Source organism: Stieleria sp. JC731 (genome assembly GCF_020966635.1).
Classification (GTDB): Bacteria; Planctomycetota; Planctomycetia; order Pirellulales; family Pirellulaceae; genus Stieleria.
The window spans coordinates 1,446,610-1,467,627 of sequence record NZ_JAJKFQ010000001.1; the positions used below are offsets into that span (position 1 = coordinate 1,446,610).

The 21,018-nt window shown below is 53.8% G+C and carries 25 protein-coding genes; 2 read left to right on the top strand and 23 right to left on the bottom strand.

Annotated features, from left to right (window positions below; all coding sequences use genetic code 11):
* Positions 1–71 precede the first annotated feature (71 nt).
* Positions 72–3,095, top strand: a complete 3,024-nt coding sequence (locus LOC67_RS04790; protein ID WP_230261371.1) for an FG-GAP-like repeat-containing protein — start codon at positions 72–74, stop codon at positions 3,093–3,095.
* 5 nt (positions 3,096–3,100) lie between these two features.
* On the opposite strand, the gene LOC67_RS04795 is transcribed toward LOC67_RS04790, so the two are convergent.
* The 23 genes from LOC67_RS04795 to rpsJ form a co-directional block, all read right to left on the bottom strand.
* A complete protein-coding gene (locus LOC67_RS04795; RefSeq protein WP_230261372.1) occupies positions 3,101–7,678 on the bottom strand; it encodes a PQQ-binding-like beta-propeller repeat protein in 4,578 nt (1,525 codons plus the stop codon).
* 155 nt (positions 7,679–7,833) lie between these two features.
* On the bottom strand, positions 7,834–8,424 hold the full coding sequence (locus LOC67_RS04800; RefSeq protein WP_230261373.1) for an adenylate kinase: 591 nt from the start codon (positions 8,422–8,424) through the stop codon (positions 7,834–7,836).
* A gap of 356 nt (positions 8,425–8,780) precedes the next feature.
* Positions 8,781–10,175, bottom strand: coding sequence for a preprotein translocase subunit SecY (gene secY / locus LOC67_RS04805; RefSeq protein WP_230261374.1), 1,395 nt, complete (start codon positions 10,173–10,175; stop codon positions 8,781–8,783).
* Positions 10,176–10,290: 115 nt separating this feature from the next.
* Positions 10,291–10,788, bottom strand: a complete 498-nt coding sequence (gene rplO, locus LOC67_RS04810; protein ID WP_230261375.1) for a 50S ribosomal protein L15 — start codon at positions 10,786–10,788, stop codon at positions 10,291–10,293.
* 84 nt (positions 10,789–10,872) lie between these two features.
* Positions 10,873–11,415 carry a 30S ribosomal protein S5 gene (gene rpsE, locus LOC67_RS04815; RefSeq protein ID WP_315861036.1) on the bottom strand — a complete coding sequence of 181 codons (543 nt, stop codon included), beginning with the start codon at positions 11,413–11,415 and terminating at the stop codon, positions 10,873–10,875.
* A 57-nt stretch (positions 11,416–11,472) separates the two neighbouring features.
* The gene (rplR, locus tag LOC67_RS04820) at positions 11,473–11,841 is read right to left on the bottom strand and encodes a 50S ribosomal protein L18 (protein WP_230261376.1); all 369 of its coding nucleotides are present in this window, start codon (positions 11,839–11,841) and stop codon (positions 11,473–11,475) included.
* A gap of 74 nt (positions 11,842–11,915) precedes the next feature.
* On the bottom strand, positions 11,916–12,455 hold the full coding sequence (rplF, locus tag LOC67_RS04825; RefSeq protein ID WP_230261377.1) for a 50S ribosomal protein L6: 540 nt from the start codon (positions 12,453–12,455) through the stop codon (positions 11,916–11,918).
* A 202-nt stretch (positions 12,456–12,657) separates the two neighbouring features.
* Entirely contained in the window at positions 12,658–13,053 is a 396-nt protein-coding gene (rpsH, locus tag LOC67_RS04830) for a 30S ribosomal protein S8 (RefSeq protein WP_230261378.1), read from the bottom strand.
* A gap of 22 nt (positions 13,054–13,075) precedes the next feature.
* The gene (locus tag LOC67_RS04835) at positions 13,076–13,261 is read right to left on the bottom strand and encodes a type Z 30S ribosomal protein S14 (protein WP_149498166.1); all 186 of its coding nucleotides are present in this window, start codon (positions 13,259–13,261) and stop codon (positions 13,076–13,078) included.
* A 79-nt stretch (positions 13,262–13,340) separates the two neighbouring features.
* Positions 13,341–13,916, bottom strand: coding sequence for a 50S ribosomal protein L5 (gene rplE / locus LOC67_RS04840; protein WP_230261379.1), 576 nt, complete (start codon positions 13,914–13,916; stop codon positions 13,341–13,343).
* Positions 13,917–13,934: 18 nt separating this feature from the next.
* On the bottom strand, positions 13,935–14,282 hold the full coding sequence (rplX, locus tag LOC67_RS04845; RefSeq protein WP_230261380.1) for a 50S ribosomal protein L24: 348 nt from the start codon (positions 14,280–14,282) through the stop codon (positions 13,935–13,937).
* A gap of 41 nt (positions 14,283–14,323) precedes the next feature.
* Positions 14,324–14,692: a 50S ribosomal protein L14 gene (gene rplN / locus LOC67_RS04850; protein WP_230261381.1), complete on the bottom strand. Its 369-nt coding sequence runs from the start codon at positions 14,690–14,692 to the stop codon at positions 14,324–14,326.
* A gap of 26 nt (positions 14,693–14,718) precedes the next feature.
* Positions 14,719–15,045, bottom strand: coding sequence for a 30S ribosomal protein S17 (rpsQ, locus tag LOC67_RS04855; protein ID WP_230261382.1), 327 nt, complete (start codon positions 15,043–15,045; stop codon positions 14,719–14,721).
* Between the two features lie 14 nt (positions 15,046–15,059).
* Complete coding sequence (gene rpmC, locus LOC67_RS04860) at positions 15,060–15,278, bottom strand: 50S ribosomal protein L29 (RefSeq protein WP_315861037.1); 219 nt, start codon at positions 15,276–15,278, stop codon at positions 15,060–15,062.
* A gap of 81 nt (positions 15,279–15,359) precedes the next feature.
* A complete protein-coding gene (rplP, locus tag LOC67_RS04865; protein WP_094418260.1) occupies positions 15,360–15,776 on the bottom strand; it encodes a 50S ribosomal protein L16 in 417 nt (138 codons plus the stop codon).
* A complete protein-coding gene (rpsC, locus tag LOC67_RS04870; protein ID WP_230261384.1) occupies positions 15,715–16,425 on the bottom strand; it encodes a 30S ribosomal protein S3 in 711 nt (236 codons plus the stop codon). The genes rplP and rpsC overlap by 62 nt, the downstream gene beginning before the upstream one ends.
* A gap of 38 nt (positions 16,426–16,463) precedes the next feature.
* On the bottom strand, positions 16,464–16,832 hold the full coding sequence (gene rplV, locus LOC67_RS04875) for a 50S ribosomal protein L22 (RefSeq protein WP_230261385.1): 369 nt from the start codon (positions 16,830–16,832) through the stop codon (positions 16,464–16,466).
* Between the two features lie 9 nt (positions 16,833–16,841).
* Positions 16,842–17,108, bottom strand: coding sequence for a 30S ribosomal protein S19 (rpsS, locus tag LOC67_RS04880; protein WP_230261386.1), 267 nt, complete (start codon positions 17,106–17,108; stop codon positions 16,842–16,844).
* A gap of 47 nt (positions 17,109–17,155) precedes the next feature.
* Positions 17,156–18,013 (bottom strand): 50S ribosomal protein L2, encoded by an 858-nt coding sequence (rplB, locus tag LOC67_RS04885; protein WP_230261387.1) that lies wholly within the window; start codon positions 18,011–18,013, stop codon positions 17,156–17,158.
* Positions 18,014–18,083: 70 nt separating this feature from the next.
* Complete coding sequence (gene rplW, locus LOC67_RS04890) at positions 18,084–18,407, bottom strand: 50S ribosomal protein L23 (protein ID WP_230261388.1); 324 nt, start codon at positions 18,405–18,407, stop codon at positions 18,084–18,086.
* Between the two features lie 38 nt (positions 18,408–18,445).
* The gene (gene rplD, locus LOC67_RS04895) at positions 18,446–19,090 is read right to left on the bottom strand and encodes a 50S ribosomal protein L4 (RefSeq protein WP_230261389.1); all 645 of its coding nucleotides are present in this window, start codon (positions 19,088–19,090) and stop codon (positions 18,446–18,448) included.
* Between the two features lie 5 nt (positions 19,091–19,095).
* Positions 19,096–19,749: a 50S ribosomal protein L3 gene (gene rplC / locus LOC67_RS04900; protein WP_230261390.1), complete on the bottom strand. Its 654-nt coding sequence runs from the start codon at positions 19,747–19,749 to the stop codon at positions 19,096–19,098.
* A gap of 312 nt (positions 19,750–20,061) precedes the next feature.
* A complete protein-coding gene (gene rpsJ, locus LOC67_RS04905) occupies positions 20,062–20,388 on the bottom strand; it encodes a 30S ribosomal protein S10 (protein WP_147871869.1) in 327 nt (108 codons plus the stop codon).
* A 377-nt stretch (positions 20,389–20,765) separates the two neighbouring features.
* Between rpsJ and LOC67_RS04910 the strand changes: the two genes are divergently transcribed.
* Complete coding sequence (locus LOC67_RS04910) at positions 20,766–20,957, top strand: hypothetical protein (protein ID WP_230261391.1); 192 nt, start codon at positions 20,766–20,768, stop codon at positions 20,955–20,957.
* Positions 20,958–21,018 lie beyond the last annotated feature (61 nt).

The following is a 21,018-nucleotide window of genomic DNA, read 5'->3' on the forward strand; positions in this document are numbered from 1 at the left end:
ACTCTCGTCGTCTCGCGCGGCGAGAGTGTTTTGTCTATTACCATCCATCGAAATCGAGCCATTGGAAAACAATGAGTCGCTTGCGTCGGGTTTCGAGCTCTTCTTCAATCGGCATCTATCTGTTGGGATGCCTTGCCGTGATGGCAATCGGCTGCGACAAGTCCGGGTCTGATAGCCACAAGACAGTTCCGACAGAGCGATCAACGGAACCTCCGGTGTCTCAGGCTGTGACCAAGTCAGCCCCTTCTGATCCACTGGCCGATACCGAAACAACATTGGAATCGATTGCCAATGAGATCGCCGTTGGCAATATCGAAAACGCGCAAAAGGCGATCAATAAACGTCTCATTGCAGATCCTGGTGATGAAGCGACGATCGAGCTGAACGCGGACCTACTATGGAAAAACAACAGCAAAGACGCGGCGATCGAAGTCTATCGCAGTTTGACAGACTCCCAGGACATTCCGTCCCGTGAATTATTCGTCAAGCTGATCGATGCCTACATCCAAACCGGTCAGCCGTTTAGCGCCGTCGCAACACTCAAGAATGCCATCGAGCATCACCCGCGTTTCACTCAATTTCACTACGACATTGCAGGGATCTCCGCAGCGATCGGCGTAACCGATGAAGGCGTGCCGTCATTGCAAACCCTCATCATGCACGGTCAGTCAGACATTGAAACCGTCGCGATCACGACCAATCCGGGACGAGTCAAACCCGATTGGCAGTACCTATTCAGCTTGGTGAAGAGCCATCCTGAAAGAGAGGAACTACAGCTAGGACTGGCTGCGATCGACGTTTCAAACCTGCGCTACGATGCAGCGGCAACCAAGCTGGAGATGTTGCTAGAGCGTCGACCGAATATGGAACGTGCACAGCTGATGTATGGGAAATGCCTGGTCGAAATCAACGACGCACAACGTTTGCGAAATTGGGTCGAGTCGTTGCAAGTTGATCTAACAGGAAACCCAGAATACTGGAACGTTATCGCAAAGTGGTCTCAGAATCGCTCCGAGCACGAAGAAGCTTGTCGAGCCTACTGGGAAGCACTCAGTCGCGATCCCAGCAACTTCAAAGCGATGATTGGCCTGCACCAAAGTTTGCTTCAGTTGGGGCGGCAGGATGAGGCTCAGCAAGTGGCAACTTATATCGAACTGGAAACTCAACTCCGCAGTGACTTGAACGACTTTTTCGAGAAGAACGAAACGTCACAACGGATCGGCATATCAATCGCGCAAAGCGTCGCTACGTTGGGGCGTCCTTGGGTCGCCGAGGCATGGGCGCGACATGCGTTGCGGCTTCCAAAAGACAAGGTTACCGATGTAGCGATTCGGTACAAGAAGATTCGTAAAGAACTGAATCAGGGGACTCCGTGGCAACAACCGGAGAAGTCGTTGGCAATCATGTTGTCAGACCTTGCCGATTTTCCAAAGCCACAATGGCGATTCCCTGATATCGACATCAGCGAAAACATCGCTCAGGAAGTTCCTGTGCCTTCATTCCAAGACGAAGCGCTCGCACGTGGGTACGAGCATTCTTCCTTGAAAGGAGTCAAAGAAGGACGCAACGGCTTTTGGATTTACCAGACTGTCGGCGGAGGAGTCTCGGTTGTCGATTTCGACCTCGATGGTTGGCCCGATTTAGCATCGGCGGTGCTGAACGGGACGCCGATGGAAAGCAACTCTGATACCAATGAACTACATCGCAATGTCGATGGTTCATTCGTGCGATGCGATGTCGATGCGAACTACGTCGATACCGGATTTGGACAGGGGATCGCGATCGGCGATGTCAACGGTGACGGATTCCCGGACATGATCGATCTAAATATTGGTGAAAACAGATACTTTCAAAACAACGGCGATGGGACCTTCAGCGAACGCAGTGCCCAGCTAGGACTGTCAGGAGCGCGGTGGTCGACATCTGGTGTGATCGCCGACTTGAATTCTGATGGCTCAGCTGACTTTTATGAATCATGCTACTGCGATGGTCGCGAGCCCTATGAAAAGCATTGCGGCGGCGACAGCCACGTGACAACCTGCTCGCCTTTGTTCTTTGCGGCCCAGTCTGATGTCCTGTGGTGTGGTGACTCGTCGATGCAACTTCGTGATTCGACCGATTCACTAGGTGAGGTCGCCGCACGCGGTCGTGGACTGGGGATCGTTGCTGGACTGTTTGACGAAATGCCAGGGATCGATTTTTATGTAGCTAACGACATGTCTGCCAATCACCTTTGGTCACCAGCAACATCGGATGATGGAAAGACACAATGGACTGAAGTCGGCACGGTTCGCGGTGTTGGGCTGAGCGGGATCTCGTTGGCACAAGCTTCGATGGGTATCGCGGCAGCGGACCCGGATTTCGATGGCGATATCGATTTCTATGTCACTCACTTTTCAACCGACTACAACACCTTTTACGAACAGGTCGCACCGGGCAGCTGGGTTGATCGGACGTATCAAACAGGAATGCTTGAGCCGACGATGACTTGGTTAGGATTTGGAACGCAGTGGGTCGATATGACCAACCACGGAAGCTTGGATCTGTTCATAGCCAACGGTCACGTCAACAAGCCAGCTGACAGTTCCGACGGCTATAAAATGCGACCTCAGTTGTTTACTCGTAAGCCCAACGGTCGCTGGAAAGAACAGACCGCTGACGAGACCGGCGAATATTTTGGCAAGGTGCACCTGGGACGGGCGGTCGCGTATGCAGATCTCGATCGTGACCGACGCAACGATTTGATCGTCACGCATGTGGCCGAACCGTCATCAGTATTGATTAATCAAACCGAGCGAACAGGTAATTCAGTTCGATTCTACTTGCGAGCGACCGAATCATTCCGTGATGCGGTCGGAGCCAAGGTGACCGTCACAACGGACGATCAGTCGAAGACGTTTCAGTTGCTTGCCGGGGATGGCTACATGTGTGCGAACGAAAAGTGCATTCATGTTGGACTAGGCGGCATCGGGCGTATCAACAACGTCTCTGTCACATGGCCGTCTGGCAATACAACCGACTACGGCAGCGTTTCGGCCGATTGCGATTACTTGCTGGTCGAATCACAGGAAGCGTTTCAACTAGCTGGACCCTAGTAAGTTTATGGGTTCGGAACGATGTCTTCGTCTTCAGGTGTCGCCTCGGTGGCCTCGTCACCGAACTGATAGGTGACTAGTTCGCTGTCGATCTGAACACGAATTCGATTCTGTTGTGGTTGAAGAATCACTGCTGTGGTCAAACCGTTCGAACGCGGCTGAACTTCTTTTTCCAGCTCTTCATGAATCGTCTCACCATCGCTAAGACGGATCATCGCTAGATCGATTTTGGGGACCGATCGGTTCACGGTGAAGAGCGTTTGTGAGCGGCTAAGCAATAAGACGGGTGATTCGAAAGGCTGGTGCACAGTGATTCCCCACGCATTCTCGAATTCACGTTGCCACTGAAGGTCGCCGGATTCGATGTCAATCGAAATCATCCGATGAGCCGGTTGATGGAAATCACCTTGCTGCGTTCGCATCCCGTTGCCGCCTTGAGTGACCGTTTTGGCAGCGAAAACAATGATCCTATCTTTCATCCACATCGCATGCATCGATTGCAAAGCGTCGAAGTTGCCTGTGGAGTGATCGCAGATTTGGCGACCTTGGACGATATCCCAGATCAACAGACGACCGGTGCCGTCGTAAAGCACCATGAATCGATCTTGCAGTAATCGCCCTGCACCCGACGCGACGCCTTGAACCAACGGCTGTTTGACGAAAGCTTCGGTTTCCAAGACGACTTGGTTGTCGACATCAAATGGATTGATCAGCCGAACGGTCGCGCCGCTTTGTTTATCGTTGACTTGGTAGGCTAGCACATGCTTGCCGGCAGAGGTCCAAATATCACCGAACGTCCAGTCTTTCGAATCGGCTTTTTGACCGTCATACAAATCGAATTTTGTAAGCGTCGAGACCACGCCTCGCATGTAAGACGCGATCGCAATTTTTCCAGAATCGACAACCATGTGTCCGACGGCTGGGGCTTCCGAATTTCGCCACATGACCTCGCCGGTTGCTGTGCTGATGGCCAGCAGTTCTCCGGAGTGCAGCGCCAACATGCGGTCACCCATGATTGGGCCGATGCGTAGTTCAGAAATGACGTTGGCCGCAAGCGAATTCGTTGGATAGGAGTAAACGGTATCTCCGAATGCTGTCGGTTTGGATTGCCGTTTCACATTCGATCCATTGCCACCGAAGTCACGTGTCCAAAGCAACGCGTCATTGCGGCGACCGGTTTGCATCTGGGTCATATCGATCGCAGAGATTCGTCCCGGCCGTTCGGAAATCATCAGTCCGCCGCTGATGGTTGCGGCGCGGTCACTGTTTCGTACGGACCGGTATTCATCCATTGGCATCGGTACGTATTGTCCGATTGGCGTTTGCATCATGACCGCGTTTGGCAAATTGGCGATCGTCCAGCCGTTGAAGGATTCACCACCATCGATTGTGGGACGAACCGTGTACTGCGTCGTCGGGGTGCGAGAAATTCCCATGGTGCTGGATTGTTGCCAATTGATCGAAACGGATTGCGTCGGGTCGATCTTGGCAACTGCTTCTCCTTCCGCAGTGATGTCCGCGATGCTCTTCTCGATTTCGTCTGTGGACGCGGTGTTAGACTGACTGACCGAATGCAAAAGCTTTAACGCATCGGCATCCATATGTCCTCGGCGATAGATTTTGGCTAGGCGCAGTTTGTCTTCGTCGGCCAGGTCTGGATAACCGTCCCGAAGAACTCTCGATCCCAGTTGGGGCCCGAGCAACAATCGTTCGGCGGCAAAGTCATTCTCTTCATCGATGAGCCGATCGACAGCATCACGAACCAGCGATTGTGCCCCCAGTGGGCGAAGGTGCTGGGTTGTCGAAAGAAGTTCTTGAGATGAACCGAAGGTGCGGCTTTGCAAAAATGCATCCACGGTCTGTTTAATTTCGTCGAGCGAAGCGCTTTGAGATGCCTTCGCTGATAACTCGGATGCACGAGCAGCGAGCCAGCTATCTAGATCACAGTCGCGTGTTGACTCACGGAGTACTGCGGAATCTTTGTCACCACCCGGACCGTACTTGGTTGCCGTCGTGGAAAGTTCAAGCAAACGCTCGGCAGCCGTTTTAAAGTTCTGGTGTCTCAGGGATGCTTCTAATCGTAACGCTAGAAATTCCAGACGTTGCACCGGCGTATCGATGATCCGTTCTAGGTCTTGTTCAAGCCGAGGATCGGGATTGGGATTGTCGCGAAGTTCTGACAACATCAAAGCGATTGAAAGCAGCAGCACATCATCGCTATCAGGGTCAACTTCCCGAGCCTTTCGTAGCACGTCCAAGGCACCGTCACGATCTTTGGTTTCCGCCAGCAATAAGGCTTTCTGAATCAGCGCATCCAAGTTGTCTGGATCTTCTTGCAGGATACGATCAACACGTGGGCCCAGCGTCTTTTGTCCTAGGGCGACTGCGATGGTTGTCGCGCCCTGGGAAATGATTTCACCATCGACAGCTACCAGGTTGCCAAGAGGAAAGGTTGTTCTTCGTCGGTCTTGGACTTTGCCGTCAGAAAGAGACAGCTTGATCAGTTCGTTGTTGCTTGTGGGGATGATATAAAACTCGTCACCAAAAACGCCGCGTCCGATGATTTGATCACCCGCGGTCAGCAGCTTTGGATCAGACTGCCAGTTTAGCCGTCCGTTTTCCAAATCGTAGGCTGTGACATCTCGCGGGCCGACGACAAGGAATTGGTCCTCGCGGATTCCGGCGACATAAAAAGCGTCTTGTCGTACCTTGCTAAATTTTTGTTTGCCGTCGACAACCGAATAACAGAACAGGTTGTCTGTAGTCGCGGGCGTGACCAGCACGGTATTGCCACTGGCGATTGCGACTGAGCTGTGCCATCGCCGGCCTTGATCAGCCCGTGACGAAGTGGTGTTCCCGCCGAAAGGCACTGGAGCGCTCGCCCGGCGTTCATATGAGTTTGCCCAACGCAATGTGCGATCAACTAGATTGAAAGTGACCGTCGCACCAGTCCCGGTCGGACAGATCAATACACCTTCATGGTAGGTGATCAAGTTCCCGCTCACTCGTCGCGGTGGGTCTTGGCCAATCGCAGCACCTTCGACCGCGATCAGTTGTTGTTTCCAGTTCATTTGCCCTGTGAGAGGATCAAGGCAGACAAGCGTGATGTCCCCAGACAGTTCGACCAGCGTGAACAGTTCGTCTTCAACCGCAATAGGCGGCGCTAGGAAGAACGCTTCGTTTAGCTCACTTTCGATCGTCCAGTCTTTTCCCAAACGCCACAGGATTTTTCCTTCGGTGGCGAGGTCCAATGCGACAAGAGTGTTGCGGCCGTTTTCGATCTGGTCGGCAACCTTTACGCCGACGAGCGGGTTGATCACAACGTGTTCCGAAGGCATGAGGTCGTCCAACAGGAACACGCGTTTTCCATCGCTGGTCAATTGGCCGTAAGGCACATCGTTGAACACCGTCCGCGCAAGACGTTCACCGGTGGCATTCATGCCGGTTGCGTTCGCGGTCCCACCAAGCGGTTCGTTGGGCGCAGCCTCAGGGTCGTAAAATGGGTAGTGCCAGACTCGTTTGCCCGTTCGGTGATCGACACCACGAAGACGTTCTGTGGTACGCATCAATAATTGATTACCGACCAGCAAGGGGCTCCAGCTTGGTGGTGGAAGTTCACCGCTGGCTGCTAAGTCATCGCTTGTTTGACGCAGTGCTTCTTCGTCTAAAGGTGTCGCGGTTGTTTCCAACATCCAGCGAGGCGTGGTCAGTGGCATCTGGCCAGCGTTTGATTCGTTACGCGACAGGCTTCCGCCCAACATTTGATAGTCGCCCGATTCGGCAATCGAATGGTGCAACGGAAATTGGTAATGTTCGTCAATCCATCCGCGCCAGTTGCGGATCGGCTGCTTTTCAGATCCGGCAACGGAGATTTCGATCTGATGGTTGACCAGGGACTTTGGAAGAGAACGCCCCCCAAGGCGACAAGCAACCGCATGCAATGCGATCACCTCGTTTCCTAAGAAGCGTACGGCTCGGCTGCTTTCAACGATATCGTCAAGCAACATCGATGCGGCTAAAGGGTGCCCACGATAAAGTTCACGTTGTGCCAGGATAAACGATGCTTGGTACCCCGCCTTCGTATGAAAGTATTGACGCCGGACGTCGCGAAGCGTTTTCCAATCACGAGTTTGAGACGCCTGTTCCAAACCTTTATTCGCCAACGCACCGTAACGCAGTTCATAGATCTCCAGCGCTGCTTCGGGAAGCTTGCCGATGAGCTGCTGACAGTGGTGGAGCAAACTTTTTTCCAGACGTTGGCCTTGCCGGTCCTCGATCCCAAGAAAGAAATCTTGGCCAGCAATCGAGGTGTCATCGACCGAATCTGGGTCGCGCTCAAGCAGATCTCCGAGAACGACAATCGCATCGCTGTAGCGTTCCTGCTCAATCGCTTCTTCAGCATCGCGGATCTGTTGGCCTAGCCAGCGAGGTGGTTCGATGAACCGAGCCGCGTTACGTTGCAGAGGGGCGCCGAATCGTTGTTGCTGTCCCCAAACAGTCGTTCGATGCATGGTGCCCAAGGCGACCAATGCCATAACAGCGATTGCAAACTTGGCAGTGAATAAAGATTGACGATATTGCATCGATCGATGTTCCAGTCTTGGCCGACTCTAAATCGCTCGGCACGGATGGCATGTAGAAATCTACAACCATTGTACCGGACAATCGAAATTGAGAGACCGTCAAAACTCTGGAGCTAAGATCGTCTGGCTACCGGTCATCTGCAGCAGCGGAACGCTCAGTTCGCGGTGGGCTGTTCGAACGTCACACGCCGGCGAATCACATCGACTATCGACTCGAAAACCTCGTCGGGGCCCAGCATCGCATCGACCGATTCCACTAAGTTCGCGTCTTGGTAGTAGTCCAGCACTGGCTTCGTCCGGTTGTGAAAAATCTCTAGCCGGGACTGAATGGCTTCGTAGGTGTCGTCAGCCCGATTTTCAATTTCCGCCCGCTGCAAAAGACGCGCGATCAAAAGCTCTGGCTCGGCGTGCAAGTTCACCACGACATCCAATGGCGTTTGCTTTTCAGCAAGATGGATATCCAGCATTCGGGCTTGGTTCACCGTGCGCGGGAACCCATCGAACATCGCACCGTTTTGGCAATCGGGTTTTCGGAGGCGTTCGACGACATACTGCATTACCAGATCGTCTGGAGCCAGATTCCCACCGTCGATCAGGTCGGCAATCATTTTGCCAATCGGTGACTCGCTTGAAGTCGCTCGCAGCATCTCTCCGGTGGAGATATGCGGTATTCCGAGTTCGTCTTTTAAGCGACGGCACTGGGTGCCCTTGCCCGCTCCCGGCGGACCGATAAATACAATTCGCACCTGCCTGGACCTGTTACCGTTCAAAGTCTGTTTCGCAAGTTCACACAGCGTTCCGTAGAAACGTCAACGCGGTTGCCATGGTGATCGAACCAACACTCATCGGCAACTGCAGACACCAAGCAGCAGGACCGTGATGAACTTGTTGACGCCCATCGTGCCATTAACGTGTCGTCAACGGATCGATGCTCCCAGCATTTGGTCAAACTTATTTATAGCAAAGACTCAGTCGCCGACAACAATTTTGCCGAACGCTAAGGAACGTGCACAACATTAGCGTACGCGCACAAAAAACGGCAGCGAATCTGTTTCAGATCCGCTGCCGTGATTGAATCGTATGGCACAAACCAAAACCGTCCTTAGACGACTGGGGTTACTCCGCCGCCAGCACCTTCCAAAAGGCCGCGGTAGTTACGCATGACCAAGTGGGCATCGATCTTTTGGACCAAGTCGAATGCGACGCTAACCGCAATCAAAAGTCCGGTACCGCCGTAAAAACCGGCGATCGAGTATGGGACGCCCAGTGATCCGTACACCACCGTCGGGACGATGGCGACGATCGAAAGGAACGCGGCACCCACGTAAGTGATTCGCAGCATGACCTTTTCCAAGTAATCCGTCGTGCGTTTGCCAGGACGGTAACCAGGAATGAACGTTCCACTTTCCTTCAGGTTGTCCGAGATTTCCTTCGGGTTGAAGGTAATTGCAGTCCAGAAGTAGCAGAAGAAGAAGATCAGCGCGACATACATCAGGCTGTAGACGAACGATGCTGGATCGTTCAGTGTCAAGCCAACCAGGTTGAGTGCGTTGAACAAGAAGCTGCCAGGTTCAAACAGGCCTGCTGCCGCACCGAGTGCAACGCCAGGAATCATCAACAAGCTGCTTGCGAAAATGATCGGCATCACGCCAGCTTGGTTGATTCGTAGTGGCAGGAACTGCCGTGTTCCACCGTAGACCTTCCGTCCGCGGGTGAATTTCGCTGATTGCGTTGGGATTTTACGTTGGCCGAGGGTGATGAACACGACCCCGATCACGACTCCGATGAACAACACAAACAGCAAGATCAACGTTTCGATACCCACCTGTCCTCGCGACAAGCCAGTTAATTGGGTTTCCATGTTGCGGACCAGCTCGTAAAGAGCCTTTGGCATCTGTGCCAAGATTCCCGCCATGATCAACAGACTAATACCGTTGCCGATACCGTGTTCGTCGATTTGCTCACCAAGCCACATCAGGAAGATGCTACCGCAGGTCATGACCGCAACTGCCGTCAACTGCCATGGGAAGTACAACGCGGTACCGGCAGAGTTGAGGAAGTTAGGGTTGATATTGCCACCGCCGGGCCCGGAGGCGGTCAGCATGACCGACAGATAGATCCAGCTTTGGACGATACAGATACCAACAGTTAGATATCGCGTGTATTCGTTGATCTTCTTCTGGCCTGCCTGGCCCTCTTTCTTCAGTTCCGCAAGCGCGGGAACTGTCGTACCGAGAAGTTGCAGGATGATCGACGCCGAGATATACGGCATGATTCCCAGACCGAAGATGGTTAGCTGGCGAAGGTCACTTGCGGCGAACAAGCTGACTCGTTGCAAGAAGTCAGACGCGCCACCCGCTGCGTCCGTTGGTGTGTTAGACACCATGGGCAGCGGGATGTGGAAACCGATTCGGTAGATAGCCAACAACCCGAGAGTCAGGAAAATCTTTTTCCGCAGCTCGGGGATTGTGAAGATAATTCGCAGTTTTTCAAGCATTCGCTCGACCCGTCAATGTTCGACAAAATGATCTGCGGAAACTGTAGTGATTTCAGCCAGTGACGGCGAGGTCAGTCCTGCGTCTGCGGAAGGCGATTTCTGCCTTCGTTGGCGATTAATTTCCGGCTTCTTTCAGTGCAGCGACGCGTTCTTCAGGCGTACGCTTCGCGACCAGCTTGTTGACGGTACCGCCAGCAGCTTGAATCTTTTCTTCAGCGGACTTGCTGAAACGGTGCGCCGAGACGGTCAGCTTCTTGGTCAACTCACCATCGCCAAGGATTTTGACTTCGTCAAAAGTGCCCTTCGCGACGTCTTTCGCTGCCATTGCTTCGAGTGTTACTTCATCACCGTCTTCAAAGCGATCGTTGAGGGTCCCAACGTTAACTGCGAAGACAGATGTCGCCCAGCGGTTGTTGAAACCACGCTTGGGAACGCGGCGGAACATTGGCATTGCTCCACCTTGGAAGTTCGGTTTACGGCTGTAACCGCTACGGCTCTTGTGACCTTTGTGACCACGAGCCGACGTCTTGCCGGTGCCGCTACCAGGACCACGGCCGATACGTTTACGTTTGCGGTTCTTTTGAATGCCGCGATGGACATCGTTTAGGTTCATGACGAAACCCGGTGACTAAATGTATGTTTTGATTGCTTCAACAGGCGTTTCGGTAACTTGATACCAGTCACCAGCACGCGGACTTTAGTGTGCCGAAAGTTCTTCGACACTGATACCACGCAGGGCAGCGATCTCTTCACGGGTGCGCAACTTGCTCAGTGCGTCGACCGTCGCTTTGACCAGCGTGACAGGATTGTTGGTGCCGTAGGATTTCGTCAGAATGTCGTGAATCCCGCAAGCTTCGCAAACCGCTCGGACGGCTTGGCCGGCGATGATACCGGTACCAGCACCAGCTGGAATCAGCGTCACTTTAGCAGCGCCGAACTGGCCCCAAACTTGGTGTGGGATGCTGCCTTCGACCAATGGGACATTGATCATGTCACGGGTCGCTTGCTTGGTCGCTTTTTGGACGCTTGGTGGGACTTCGTTGGCCTTGCCGTATCCCCAGCCGACGCGACCTTGTCCGTCACCGACGACTACCATGGCTGCGAAGCTGAAACGTCGACCGCCTTTTACAACGGCAGCACAACGTTTGATTTTTACTACGCGATCGAGTAGTCCGTCATCTTTGGACTCCTCGGCTGGCTTATTGCCACGACGACGATTTTGGTTACTTGCGTTACTAATGGTTCCAACCCTCAGTGGACCGCCCAGAAGATCAGGCGGCAATTGTATTGTTGACTGTTATAGAACCAACCCGCCTTCGCGAGCGGCGTCGGCGAATGCTTTCACACGTCCATGGTACTTATTGTGACCGCGGTCCAGTTTCGCGGCAGTGATCCCGGCCGCGGTCGCTTTTTCGGCGATGGTTTTGCCGATCTGAGCCGCAGCATCGCAATTTCCACCGGCTGGGATCGATTCCCGCAGGGTTTTGTCGCGAGTGCTGGCGCTGGCCAGGGTCTTCCCGGTGTTGTCGTCGATCAACTGAACCGAGAAGTGCTTGAGCGAACGTTGTACGCACAAGCGGGGACGATCTGCCGAGCCACGTAGCACGTTGCGAACGTGGTGACGGCGTCGCTTTCGCTGTTTTTGAAGTTTCTTGTTCTTGTCCATAACAGTCCCGTCGCAGTGATCGCTTCGGTTGGATAATTGTGTGATTCGTTGTAAACCTGGAACTCTTGGTCCGATTACTTGGTCGCAGCCTTACCAGGTTTGATTTTGACGTGCTCGCCTTGGTACCGGATGCCCTTCCCTTTGTAAGGTTCTGGCTTTCGCAATGCACGAACTTCGGCGGCAAACTGTGTGACGCGTTGTTTGTCACAACCTTGGACGACGATGTGCGTCTGATCGGGGCAGGTAACGCTTAGGTCGCCAGGGATCTTGCGGCTCAGTTCGTTAGCAAAGCCGACGCGAAGCTGAAGCGTATCGCCAGAAATGCTGGCAAGATAACCAACACCGACGATTTCCAGTTTCTTCTCGTAACCCTTGGTGACGCCTTCGATCATGTTGTTGACCAGGGCGCGGGTCAGGCCGTGCAGTTCACGCGCGGTCCGAGCCTCGGTGTCACGGCTGACGACAACGGTGTTGTCTTCAACAGCGACGTTGATTTCGGGGCGATGGGTGAACGTGAGTTTGCCCTTCGGGCCTTCGATGTTGATCACCCGATCGGTAACCGAAACGGTCACTCCGCTTGGGATTTCGACTGGTTTTTTTCCGATACGACTCATTTCAGGTCACTTGCTGAAAACGCCTTTGGCGGGCCAAGGCTGGTCTGTTGGTTCAAATGTTCTTTCTATCTCAGCCAGCCCGGTGCGGGGAGGGCTGGGTTTCGAACCGGTCCGTACGAAGTGACCGATCGAACAAATTACGAATCAACGCTGGTCGGTGCCGGCAATCGCGTTGCACGGACGAGCGTTCAATTGAGTTGCGTTAGGCGACTTCACAAAGGATTTCGCCGCCAACCTTTTCACGGCGGGCTTCACGATCGCTAATTACACCTTTGCTGGTGCTAATAATCGTGATTCCCAAACCGCCCAAGACAGGCTTGAGGTCTTTGCAGTGGCAGTACAGACGGCGGCCTGGCTTGCTCATACGCTTGATCGTTTGGATCACGCGTTCGCCGTTGCTGCCGTACTTCAATTCCAGACGCAAATGGTTGACAGGGTGCTGTTCGACTTCTTCCCAGTCCCAGATAAAGCCTTCGCGTTTAAGGACATCAGCGATGCCTCTTTTCACGCGGCTAGCGGGAATATCCACGTACGGGCGTTCAACACGAACGGCGTTGCGGATGCGGGTTAACATGTCAGCAATAGGGTCAGTCATCATGGCTTTTCGTCGCTCCGTTGCTCTACCAACTGGCCTTACGAACACCGGGGATCAAACCCAAGTTCGCATTCTCGCGGAAACAGATTCGGCAAATCCCAAATTTGCGATAGACCGCACGGGGTCGACCACAGAACTTGCAACGGTTCTCGCGTCGGGTACTGAACTTCGGCTTCCGGTTTGCCTTGGCGATCTTTGCTTTACTTGCCACGGGCGTCTTCTGGGGGTTTCAGCGTTTGAAAAGGTTTCAGTGGTGAAACGGTTGGCTACAAATAATGGGTAAGTCGCCTTTACGCGGCGGCATCCTTCTTTCCTGGGGCTGCCTTGAACGGCATTCCCATCATTTCCAACAACGTTCGAGCTTCGTCATTTGTTTTCGCAGTGGTGACGAACGTGATGTTCATCCCTTGCGGACGAGTGAACTTGTCAGGGTTTAACTCTGGGAAAACCAATTGCTCGGTCAGGCCCATTGTGTAGTTGCCGTTGCCATCGAAGGCTTTACGGCTGATCCCGCGGAAGTCGCGAACACGCGGCAGAACGATTGCGACCAAACGGTCCATGAATTCGTACATGCGTTGCCGACGCAGAGTGACCATGCACCCGATCGGCATACCTTCGCGAAGTTTGAAACCGGCGATCGATTTGCGAGCCGTTGTGATCACTGGCTTTTGGCCAGCAATCTGGGTCATCGCTTCGTACGCCAAGTCCAGGATTTTCTTATCACCGATCGCTTGCCCGACACCCATGTTCAGGGTGACTTTTTCTAGGCGAGGAACTTGGTGAGCGTTTGCGTAGCCGAATTGTTCGATCAGCTTGGCGCGGATCGTATCTTCGTAAGCTACTTGTAGTCGTGGTTTGTCAGTCATCTTAAAATCTATTTGCCGCTATGACTTTTTGTAACTATCACGTGCCGGTGCGATGCGGCCGAGGCTGGCACCGCTCTTCTTGGCAAATCGTTCTTTCGAGCCGTCTTCCAGGTAGCGAACACCGATGCGGGTTGGCTTGTTGTCGGAAGGATCGATGAGCATCACGTTACTAGCGTGAATGGGCATCTCTTTGCTCAGGCGACCGCCTTGCGGGTTCTTTTGGCTGCGACGAACGTGCTTACGGACCAAGCCGGCACCTTCGACGACAACTTTGTTCTTCTTGCGATCAACGACCAGGACCTTGCCGCGGTGACCTTTGTCACCACCGGAGATCACTAGGACTTCGTCATCAATTTGCAGTAGCATGGGTGTATCCTTGTGGAAGCGTCTCTTGACGTCTGATCGCGTCAGACTACTTCGTTAGCCAGGGAGACGATCTTCATAAAGTTCTGTTCACGCAGTTCACGAGCGACAGCACCGAAGATCCGCGTGCCACGAGGACCTTTGTCCTTGTCGATCAAAACGACCGCGTTGGAATCAAATTTGATGTAGCTGCCGTCGGCACGACGCGTTGGCGTCTTGGTACGGACGATTACGGCGCGGACGATCGACTTCTTCTTGATGTCGCTACCGGGAATCACGCTTTTGACGCTACAAACGATGATGTCGCCAACACTGGCAAAGCGTCGTCGGCTTCCGCCGAGCACCTTGATGCACATGACTTGACGGGCACCCGTGTTATCTGCGACATCGAGGCGAGTTTCTTGTTGGATCATAGTGACTTGTCACAATCAAAAATGGCTTATTCGCTTTCACTACCAGCAGCAGCTGCTTCGGCCTGCTCGGCTTCTTTACGTGCCGCACGCAGGGCAACCAGGTCGACTTCCGTGCTCTTTTCGATCACACGGACCAATCGCCATCGTTTCAGCTTGCTCAGCGGCTCGCTTTCGACGATTTCGACGCGGTCGCCGACGTTCGACTCGTTGTTCTCGTCATGCACGTGACAGACGGTACGGCGACGGACGTATTTCTTGTACTTGGGGTGTTTCACCGACCGATTGATTTCGACGCGGCGCGTCTTGTCCATCTTGTCGCTGGTGACGATGCCCGAAACTACGCGTTTTGGCATTTTGCTTCGCTAACTTAGGCTGGTGTGGAGTTTGCTTCCGCGGCTTTCGACCGCTCTGTTTGGATCGTTTTGATCCGAGCGATCAATCGTCGGTTCTTTCGGATATCGCTGGGCGTATTCAAACGCTCCGACTGAGACTGGAATCGCAATTGAAACAGCTCACGAGCCGCTTCTGCGGCAGTCGCTTCGAGCTGTTCATCGCTCATTTCTCTCAGTTCACTGTTGCTGGTCATGACCAGGCCCAATCGTGTTACGTTGGAATGAATCGGTTCGATGATGGCGTCAGCAACGCCGACGCCAATCATCACACTGCTTTAAAACGTTCGTCGTTCGACAAAACGTACTTTGACCGGCAGCTTGCTCGCCAAACGAGCGAAACAAACCTTGGCCTGTTGTTCGGTCACGCCGCCGAGTTCATAAAGAATCGTTCCCGGCTTGACGACTGCGGCCCAGAAATCAGGCTCACCCTTACCTTTACCCATCCGAGTTTCCAGTGGTGTGCTGGTGACACTCTTGTCGGGGAAGATGCGGATATAAAGCTTTCCTTCACCGCGGACATACTGTTGGGCCGCAATACGGCCCGCCTCGATCGTGGTCGCTTTGATCCATCCGGGTTCCAGAGACTGGATCCCGAAGTCACCAAAGACGACCCTATTACCACGAGTCGCACTACCTTTTATGCGACCTCTTTGGCTTTTTCGATGCTTGACCCGTTTGGGCATCAACGCCATCGTTGTCGTCTCCGTAAGTACCTTGGTTAACCCAGACTTGAATACCGATGTGCCCCTGTGGCGTCATGGCTTCAGCGGTCCCGTAATCAATCTTCGCTTGCAAGGTGCTCAACGGAATTGAGCCCAAGCTTTGTTTTTCGCGGCGTGCCATTTCGGCTCCGCCCAATCGACCGGCCAATTGGATTTTGATCCCCTTGGCTCCGGCATCCATGGTTTGTTCTAGCGATCGCTTCATCGTACGACGGAAGCTGGATCGCTTTTGCAGCTGCTGCGCGATGTCTTCGGCAACCAACTGTGCTTGCAGTTCTGGGCGTCCGACTTCTTCAACCTTGAGGTTGATTCGTCGACCGATCAGGTTTTGCAATTCGGCTTGCAGGATCTCAATCTCTTGACCCTTCTTACCGATGATCAGACCGGGGCGAGCAACGTAGAGCATCACACGAACTTCGTCGCGTGTTCGCTCGATTTCGATGCGATCGATTCCGGCGTTTTTATATTGTGTCTTTTTCGGGTGGTTGCGGATGAAGTTGCGCAGTTTGCGGTCTTCAACCAGCAGGTCCGCGAAGTCTTGCTTGGACGCATACCAACGACTCGACCAGCCGCGGGTTACTCCGGTTCGAAACGCGATCGGGTTTACTTTTTGTCCCATCGAATATCTCTCTTGTTCTATTCCGTTACCGGTGGAGCTTAGACTTCAGCGATTTCGTCGATCGGTGTGACCGAAACGCTGATGTGGCTACTGCGTTTCTTGATAATGTGGGCACTACCGCGAGCACGTGGTCGCATGCGACGGAACATCGATCCGCCATCGACACGAACGTCGGTCAGTACCAAATCTTGAATGCGGTAGGGGTTGCCGGATGTCTGGTCGGGATCGAGTGCGTTTGCGACTGCACTGCGAATGACCTTTTCCAGCATTCGTGCACCGCGTTGCGGCTGGAACTTCAGCAGGTCCAACGCCTCGTCGGCGTATTGACCTCGAACCAGATCCGCGACCAATCGCACTTTGCGTGGACTGATACGGGCATTGCGATGGCTAGCTTTAAATATTGACATCGATCGACCTTACTTTTTCTTGCCGCCGTGGCCTTTGAACGTCCGCGTCGGTGCGAACTCACCCAACTTGTGACCGACCATATCTTCGGTGACCAGCACGGGGACGTGCTTGCGGCCATCGTGTACGGCGAAGGTCACGTTGATGAACTCAGGGACGATCGTGCAGGATCGTGCCCAGGTTTTGATCGGGGTCTTCTTTCCTTCTTCCATCTGCTTCTGCACCTTGAAGTACAGCTTCGGATCGACGAAGGGGCCTTTCTTGCTACTGCGGCTCATCGTGTTTCAGTTACGTGTCGCGCTGGGGGTGAATGTTTCGGCGTTTCTTAACGCAGTTTCAACTGACCGTATCGCTTGCTCTTGCGGCGACGAACGATCGAGCTGTTACTGGGTTTGCGTTTTTGTCGTGTTGCACCACCCTTAGCGCTCTTGCCCTGCGGGCTCACTGGGTGACGTCCGCCCTTGGTTCGACCTTCACCACCACCGTGCGGGTGATCGATCGGGTTCATCGCGGTACCGCGAACGTGTGGTCGGCGACCCAACCATCGTGCGCGGCCTGCTTTGCCAAGGACAATATTCATGTGTTCGCTGTTACCAACCTGGCCAATCGTGGCCCGGCAGCGACTTGGGATCCGGCGAACTTCGCCGCTTGGCAACTGGATCTGAGCCCAGTCAGCCTCACGAGCCATCAAAGTCGCACCGGTTCCGGCAGATCGGCACAAGACCGCACCGCCACCGATTCGCATTTCAATACAGCAAATGGTCATGCCCAGTGGGATGTTCTTCAGCGGAAGGCAGTTGCCAACCGTTGGAGGTGCTTCTGGGCCGTTTTGTACTTTGTCACCAGCAGCCAAACCGCCTGGAGCGACCACGTACGACTTTTCCCCGTCAGGGTACTTCAGCAACGCGATCCGAGCCGATCGGTTTGGATCGTATTGGATGGAGTCAACAGTCGCGACAACGCCATCTTTAACGCGTCGGAAATCGATGATGCGATACTTCTGCTTGTGACCGCCGCCACGGTGACGAGCCGTGATCTTGCCTTGGTTGTTTCGGCCGCCGGTCTTTCGCTTCGGCTTCAGCAAGGACTTTTCGACCTCGTAACCGGGCGTCAGCTCTGCAAAGTCGCTGACAGACGCATTGCGTCGTCCGGCGCTGGTCGGCTTGTAGATGCGAATTCCCATCGCGAATGTCTTGGGGTTCTAGTGGTTTGTTGTTGTGTTGCTTGATGTCGGTTCTTCGTGGCGTATCGGCCTAGAAGAAGTCAATTTTGTCGTCGTTGTGCAGGTGCACGATCGCACGACGCCAGTCCGAGGTGCGTCCAAAACCGGTGCGGGTGCGTTTGAGCTTCCCTTTGCGGTTCTGCGTGCAAACCTTTTCGACCCGTACTTCGAACAGCTTTTCGACAGCAGCTTTGATCTCTGGCTTGGTCGCCATTTGATGAACTTCGAAGGCGTATTCGTTGTGCCGAGTCGCACGGTGAACACCTTTTTCGGTCACCAACGGGCGAAGCAGGATCTGGTGAGGCTCGAGCTTGATTTTCGTTTCTGGCTGAGCCGGTGGTTGAATTCTTGCCATGGTTTCTACTCTGGCGGTTAAGCCTGATGGTTACCTGTTTACTCGGCGTCTGCTTTGGCGAATGAACCGTCTTTGATACGATCCAACGCGTCCTTAGTGACTAGCATGCGATTAGGACGAAGGACCGACAAAGCGTTCAGTTGGCGAACCGGTTGAACTTCGACACCGGGAATGTTGCGACCACTCTTGTAGATCGCACCGTCAATGTCAGCGGTAGCGATCAAAGTCGTGGTGCTTCCCAGACCACAAGCTTTCAGCACAGAAGCCATCTGCGATGTCTTTGGTGCGTCGAAAGCAAGGCTGTCGATCACAATCATCTCGCCGTCGTCGATTTTGCTGCGGATCGCCATGCGAGTCGCACGTTGCAAAGCCTTCTTGGGCAATCGATAGCTGTAATCACGTTGCTTGACCGTGCGAGCGACACCACCGCCACGTCGAACGTTGGTTCGCTTTGAACCAGCTCGGGCGTGACCGGTACCTTTCTGACGGTACATTTTCTTGTTTGTGCCGCTGACTTCACCACGGGTCTTAGCCGAGTGGTTGCCTTGGCGTTGGTTTGCTTGGTACATCACGACAGCATCGTGCAGAAGTTGCTTGCTGATTCGATCAGCGATCTGCTCGGTGTCGATTTCGTACTTGCCGACTTCTTCGCCGGACTGGTTGACAATCGGTAGCGTTGCCATCGGACTTAATTCACCTTGTTCGTTTGACGAATCGAAATCAAACCGCCGTTCGGCCCAGGGACAGCACCCCGGATCAGCAGCAAATTGTCTTCGGGGACAATCTTGACGAGTTCCAGATTTCGCGTCGTGACCTTCGTATTTCCATACTGACCGGCCATGCGACGTCCTTTGAAGACGCGGCTTGGCGATGCACTGCATCCGGTACCACCAGCGTGCCGGTGAACCTTCTTGACGCCGTGCGAAGCACGTTGACCGGAGAAGTTATGTCGTTTCATGACACCGGCGAAGCCGCGGCCTTTGCTGGTGCCTGTAATATCGACTCGGCTAACACCTTCGAAAACTTCGACGGTGACTTGGTTGCCGACAGAAAGATCAGATTCGCCACGGAACTCGCGAATGAATCGCTGTGGCTCGCAGCCGGCCTTTTCGACAAGCTCAACACCAGCTTCTGCACGCTTCTTAGCGCGTTTGCTGTCAAGCTTAGCAACATGGCCTCGCTCTGATCGAGCGGCCAGGCGGCGCGGTTTGTCTTCGAAACCCAATTGAACTGCGGCGTATCCGTCTCGTTCGATTGAACGGATCTGGAGAACGTTGCAGGGACCAGCTTGAACCACGGTTACAGGAACGACGCTGCCGTCTTCCTGATAAATCTGGGTCATGCCAATCTTGCGACCAAGTAGTGATGGTGACATAGCTCTCGCACCACGGGTTTACCGTGGAGACTCACTGGCTCGTATCGGGGTTTCGAACTTTCCGGCCCGAACCTCAAGCTGCAATGCTGCCTCTTGCGTATCGGGCAGCGGGGTGCCTGGGTTATCGGCCCGGAATCCGTTCATATACGGAATTACCGGATGTGTGTTTACGTTTTGACGTTTCAGCGTGCGACGCAGATGCATCGATCGCTTGGGTGGCAACAGCCTTTCGGATTGCCTGCTTGCTTACTGCCGGCTAACTTAACTAGCCGCGTTAGCTTAGCGAGCCGAAGCTTTGATCTTGATGTCGACCCCGGCTGGCAGGCTCAACTTGTTCAATGCTTCGATCGTCTTCGCGGTGGCTTGGACGATATCGATCAGTCGCTTGTGAGTTCGGATCTCGTACTGTTGACGAGCTTTCTTGTTCACAAACGGGCTGGAAAGGACTGTGTATCGCTCAACGCGAGTTGGCAACGGGATAGGACCGTGCACTTCGCTGTGAGTCCGCTTGACGGTATCCACAATCTCCTGGGCACTTTGGTCCAACACGGAGTGGTCGTATGCTTCCATACGAATACGGATGACCTCGTTAGCTCCGGCTGACACGTTAGTTATTCCAAAAAGAGTGGATAGAAACGAACAAAATCTTGCTTGCAAAAACGTTTGATCGCGGGTTGCGAATGCTTTTGCGGCGACCACCTGCTCGACCTCAGTCTTGCAGGGAGGCGAGAATGTAGATTTGGTCGTGCCAAGCGTCAACGGCTCTTCGCAAAATCCTCAAAAAAGTTTCTCTTTCAAACTGCCTGGTTTGGCATACCCGGCGTGAGGTTGACGGTTATACCGTAAAGAACGGCGTTCGGCGGGGTGTTTGCCCCAGATGTTCGGGCCCCCGTTGGATTGGTTTGGCGGGATTTTGCTACCAGTGGACAGTTGGATGGCTGGGGCGTGGATCAGGTTTGGCTTGGAGAGTTCGGAGGCGTCAGATGAATCAGGTTTTAGGGTTGTGGCGTGATACTTGGTGGGTGTGGGTTGTTTTTGTTGTGATCACCATTGTGCTCGCTGTGTTGGTCGGTCGGTTTTTCTACATGTTGTTGCTTTGCCTGCCGGTGCCGTACTTGTATTTCGCTTTTAATCGGTATGGGGCCGACGGGCGTGAGAAACCAGACTTGGGGTAGGTGTCTGGTTTTTAGGTTGGTCCGCTTCTGGGGTTGCTGTGCTCTTTGGCGGCACTGCCTT

What these genes read in the sequence shown, in the direction of transcription:
- LOC67_RS04790 (WP_230261371.1), top strand. Translation starts at nt 72, where the DNA reads ATGAGTCGCTTGCGTCGGGTTTCGAGCTCTTCTTCAATCGGCATCTAT.
- LOC67_RS04795 (WP_230261372.1), bottom strand. Translation starts at nt 7,678, where the DNA reads ATGCAATATCGTCAATCTTTATTCACTGCCAAGTTTGCAATCGCTGTT.
- secY (WP_230261374.1), bottom strand. Translation starts at nt 10,175, where the DNA reads ATGCTTGAAAAACTGCGAATTATCTTCACAATCCCCGAGCTGCGGAAA.
- rplO (WP_230261375.1), bottom strand. Translation starts at nt 10,788, where the DNA reads ATGAACCTAAACGATGTCCATCGCGGCATTCAAAAGAACCGCAAACGT.
- rplR (WP_230261376.1), bottom strand. Translation starts at nt 11,841, where the DNA reads ATGGACAAGAACAAGAAACTTCAAAAACAGCGAAAGCGACGCCGTCAC.
- rplF (WP_230261377.1), bottom strand. Translation starts at nt 12,455, where the DNA reads ATGAGTCGTATCGGAAAAAAACCAGTCGAAATCCCAAGCGGAGTGACC.
- rpsH (WP_230261378.1), bottom strand. Translation starts at nt 13,053, where the DNA reads ATGATGACTGACCCTATTGCTGACATGTTAACCCGCATCCGCAACGCC.
- rplE (WP_230261379.1), bottom strand. Translation starts at nt 13,916, where the DNA reads ATGACTGACAAACCACGACTACAAGTAGCTTACGAAGATACGATCCGC.
- rplX (WP_230261380.1), bottom strand. Translation starts at nt 14,282, where the DNA reads ATGCTACTGCAAATTGATGACGAAGTCCTAGTGATCTCCGGTGGTGAC.
- rplN (WP_230261381.1), bottom strand. Translation starts at nt 14,692, where the DNA reads ATGATCCAACAAGAAACTCGCCTCGATGTCGCAGATAACACGGGTGCC.
- rpsQ (WP_230261382.1), bottom strand. Translation starts at nt 15,045, where the DNA reads ATGCCAAAACGCGTAGTTTCGGGCATCGTCACCAGCGACAAGATGGAC.
- rpmC (WP_315861037.1), bottom strand. Translation starts at nt 15,278, where the DNA reads ATGACCAGCAACAGTGAACTGAGAGAAATGAGCGATGAACAGCTCGAA.
- rplP (WP_094418260.1), bottom strand. Translation starts at nt 15,776, where the DNA reads ATGGCGTTGATGCCCAAACGGGTCAAGCATCGAAAAAGCCAAAGAGGT.
- rpsC (WP_230261384.1), bottom strand. Translation starts at nt 16,425, where the DNA reads ATGGGACAAAAAGTAAACCCGATCGCGTTTCGAACCGGAGTAACCCGC.
- rplV (WP_230261385.1), bottom strand. Translation starts at nt 16,832, where the DNA reads ATGTCAATATTTAAAGCTAGCCATCGCAATGCCCGTATCAGTCCACGC.
- rpsS (WP_230261386.1), bottom strand. Translation starts at nt 17,108, where the DNA reads ATGAGCCGCAGTAGCAAGAAAGGCCCCTTCGTCGATCCGAAGCTGTAC.
- rplB (WP_230261387.1), bottom strand. Translation starts at nt 18,013, where the DNA reads ATGGGAATTCGCATCTACAAGCCGACCAGCGCCGGACGACGCAATGCG.
- rplW (WP_230261388.1), bottom strand. Translation starts at nt 18,407, where the DNA reads ATGGCAAGAATTCAACCACCGGCTCAGCCAGAAACGAAAATCAAGCTC.
- rplD (WP_230261389.1), bottom strand. Translation starts at nt 19,090, where the DNA reads ATGGCAACGCTACCGATTGTCAACCAGTCCGGCGAAGAAGTCGGCAAG.
- rplC (WP_230261390.1), bottom strand. Translation starts at nt 19,749, where the DNA reads ATGACCCAGATTTATCAGGAAGACGGCAGCGTCGTTCCTGTAACCGTG.
- LOC67_RS04910 (WP_230261391.1), top strand. Translation starts at nt 20,766, where the DNA reads ATGAATCAGGTTTTAGGGTTGTGGCGTGATACTTGGTGGGTGTGGGTT.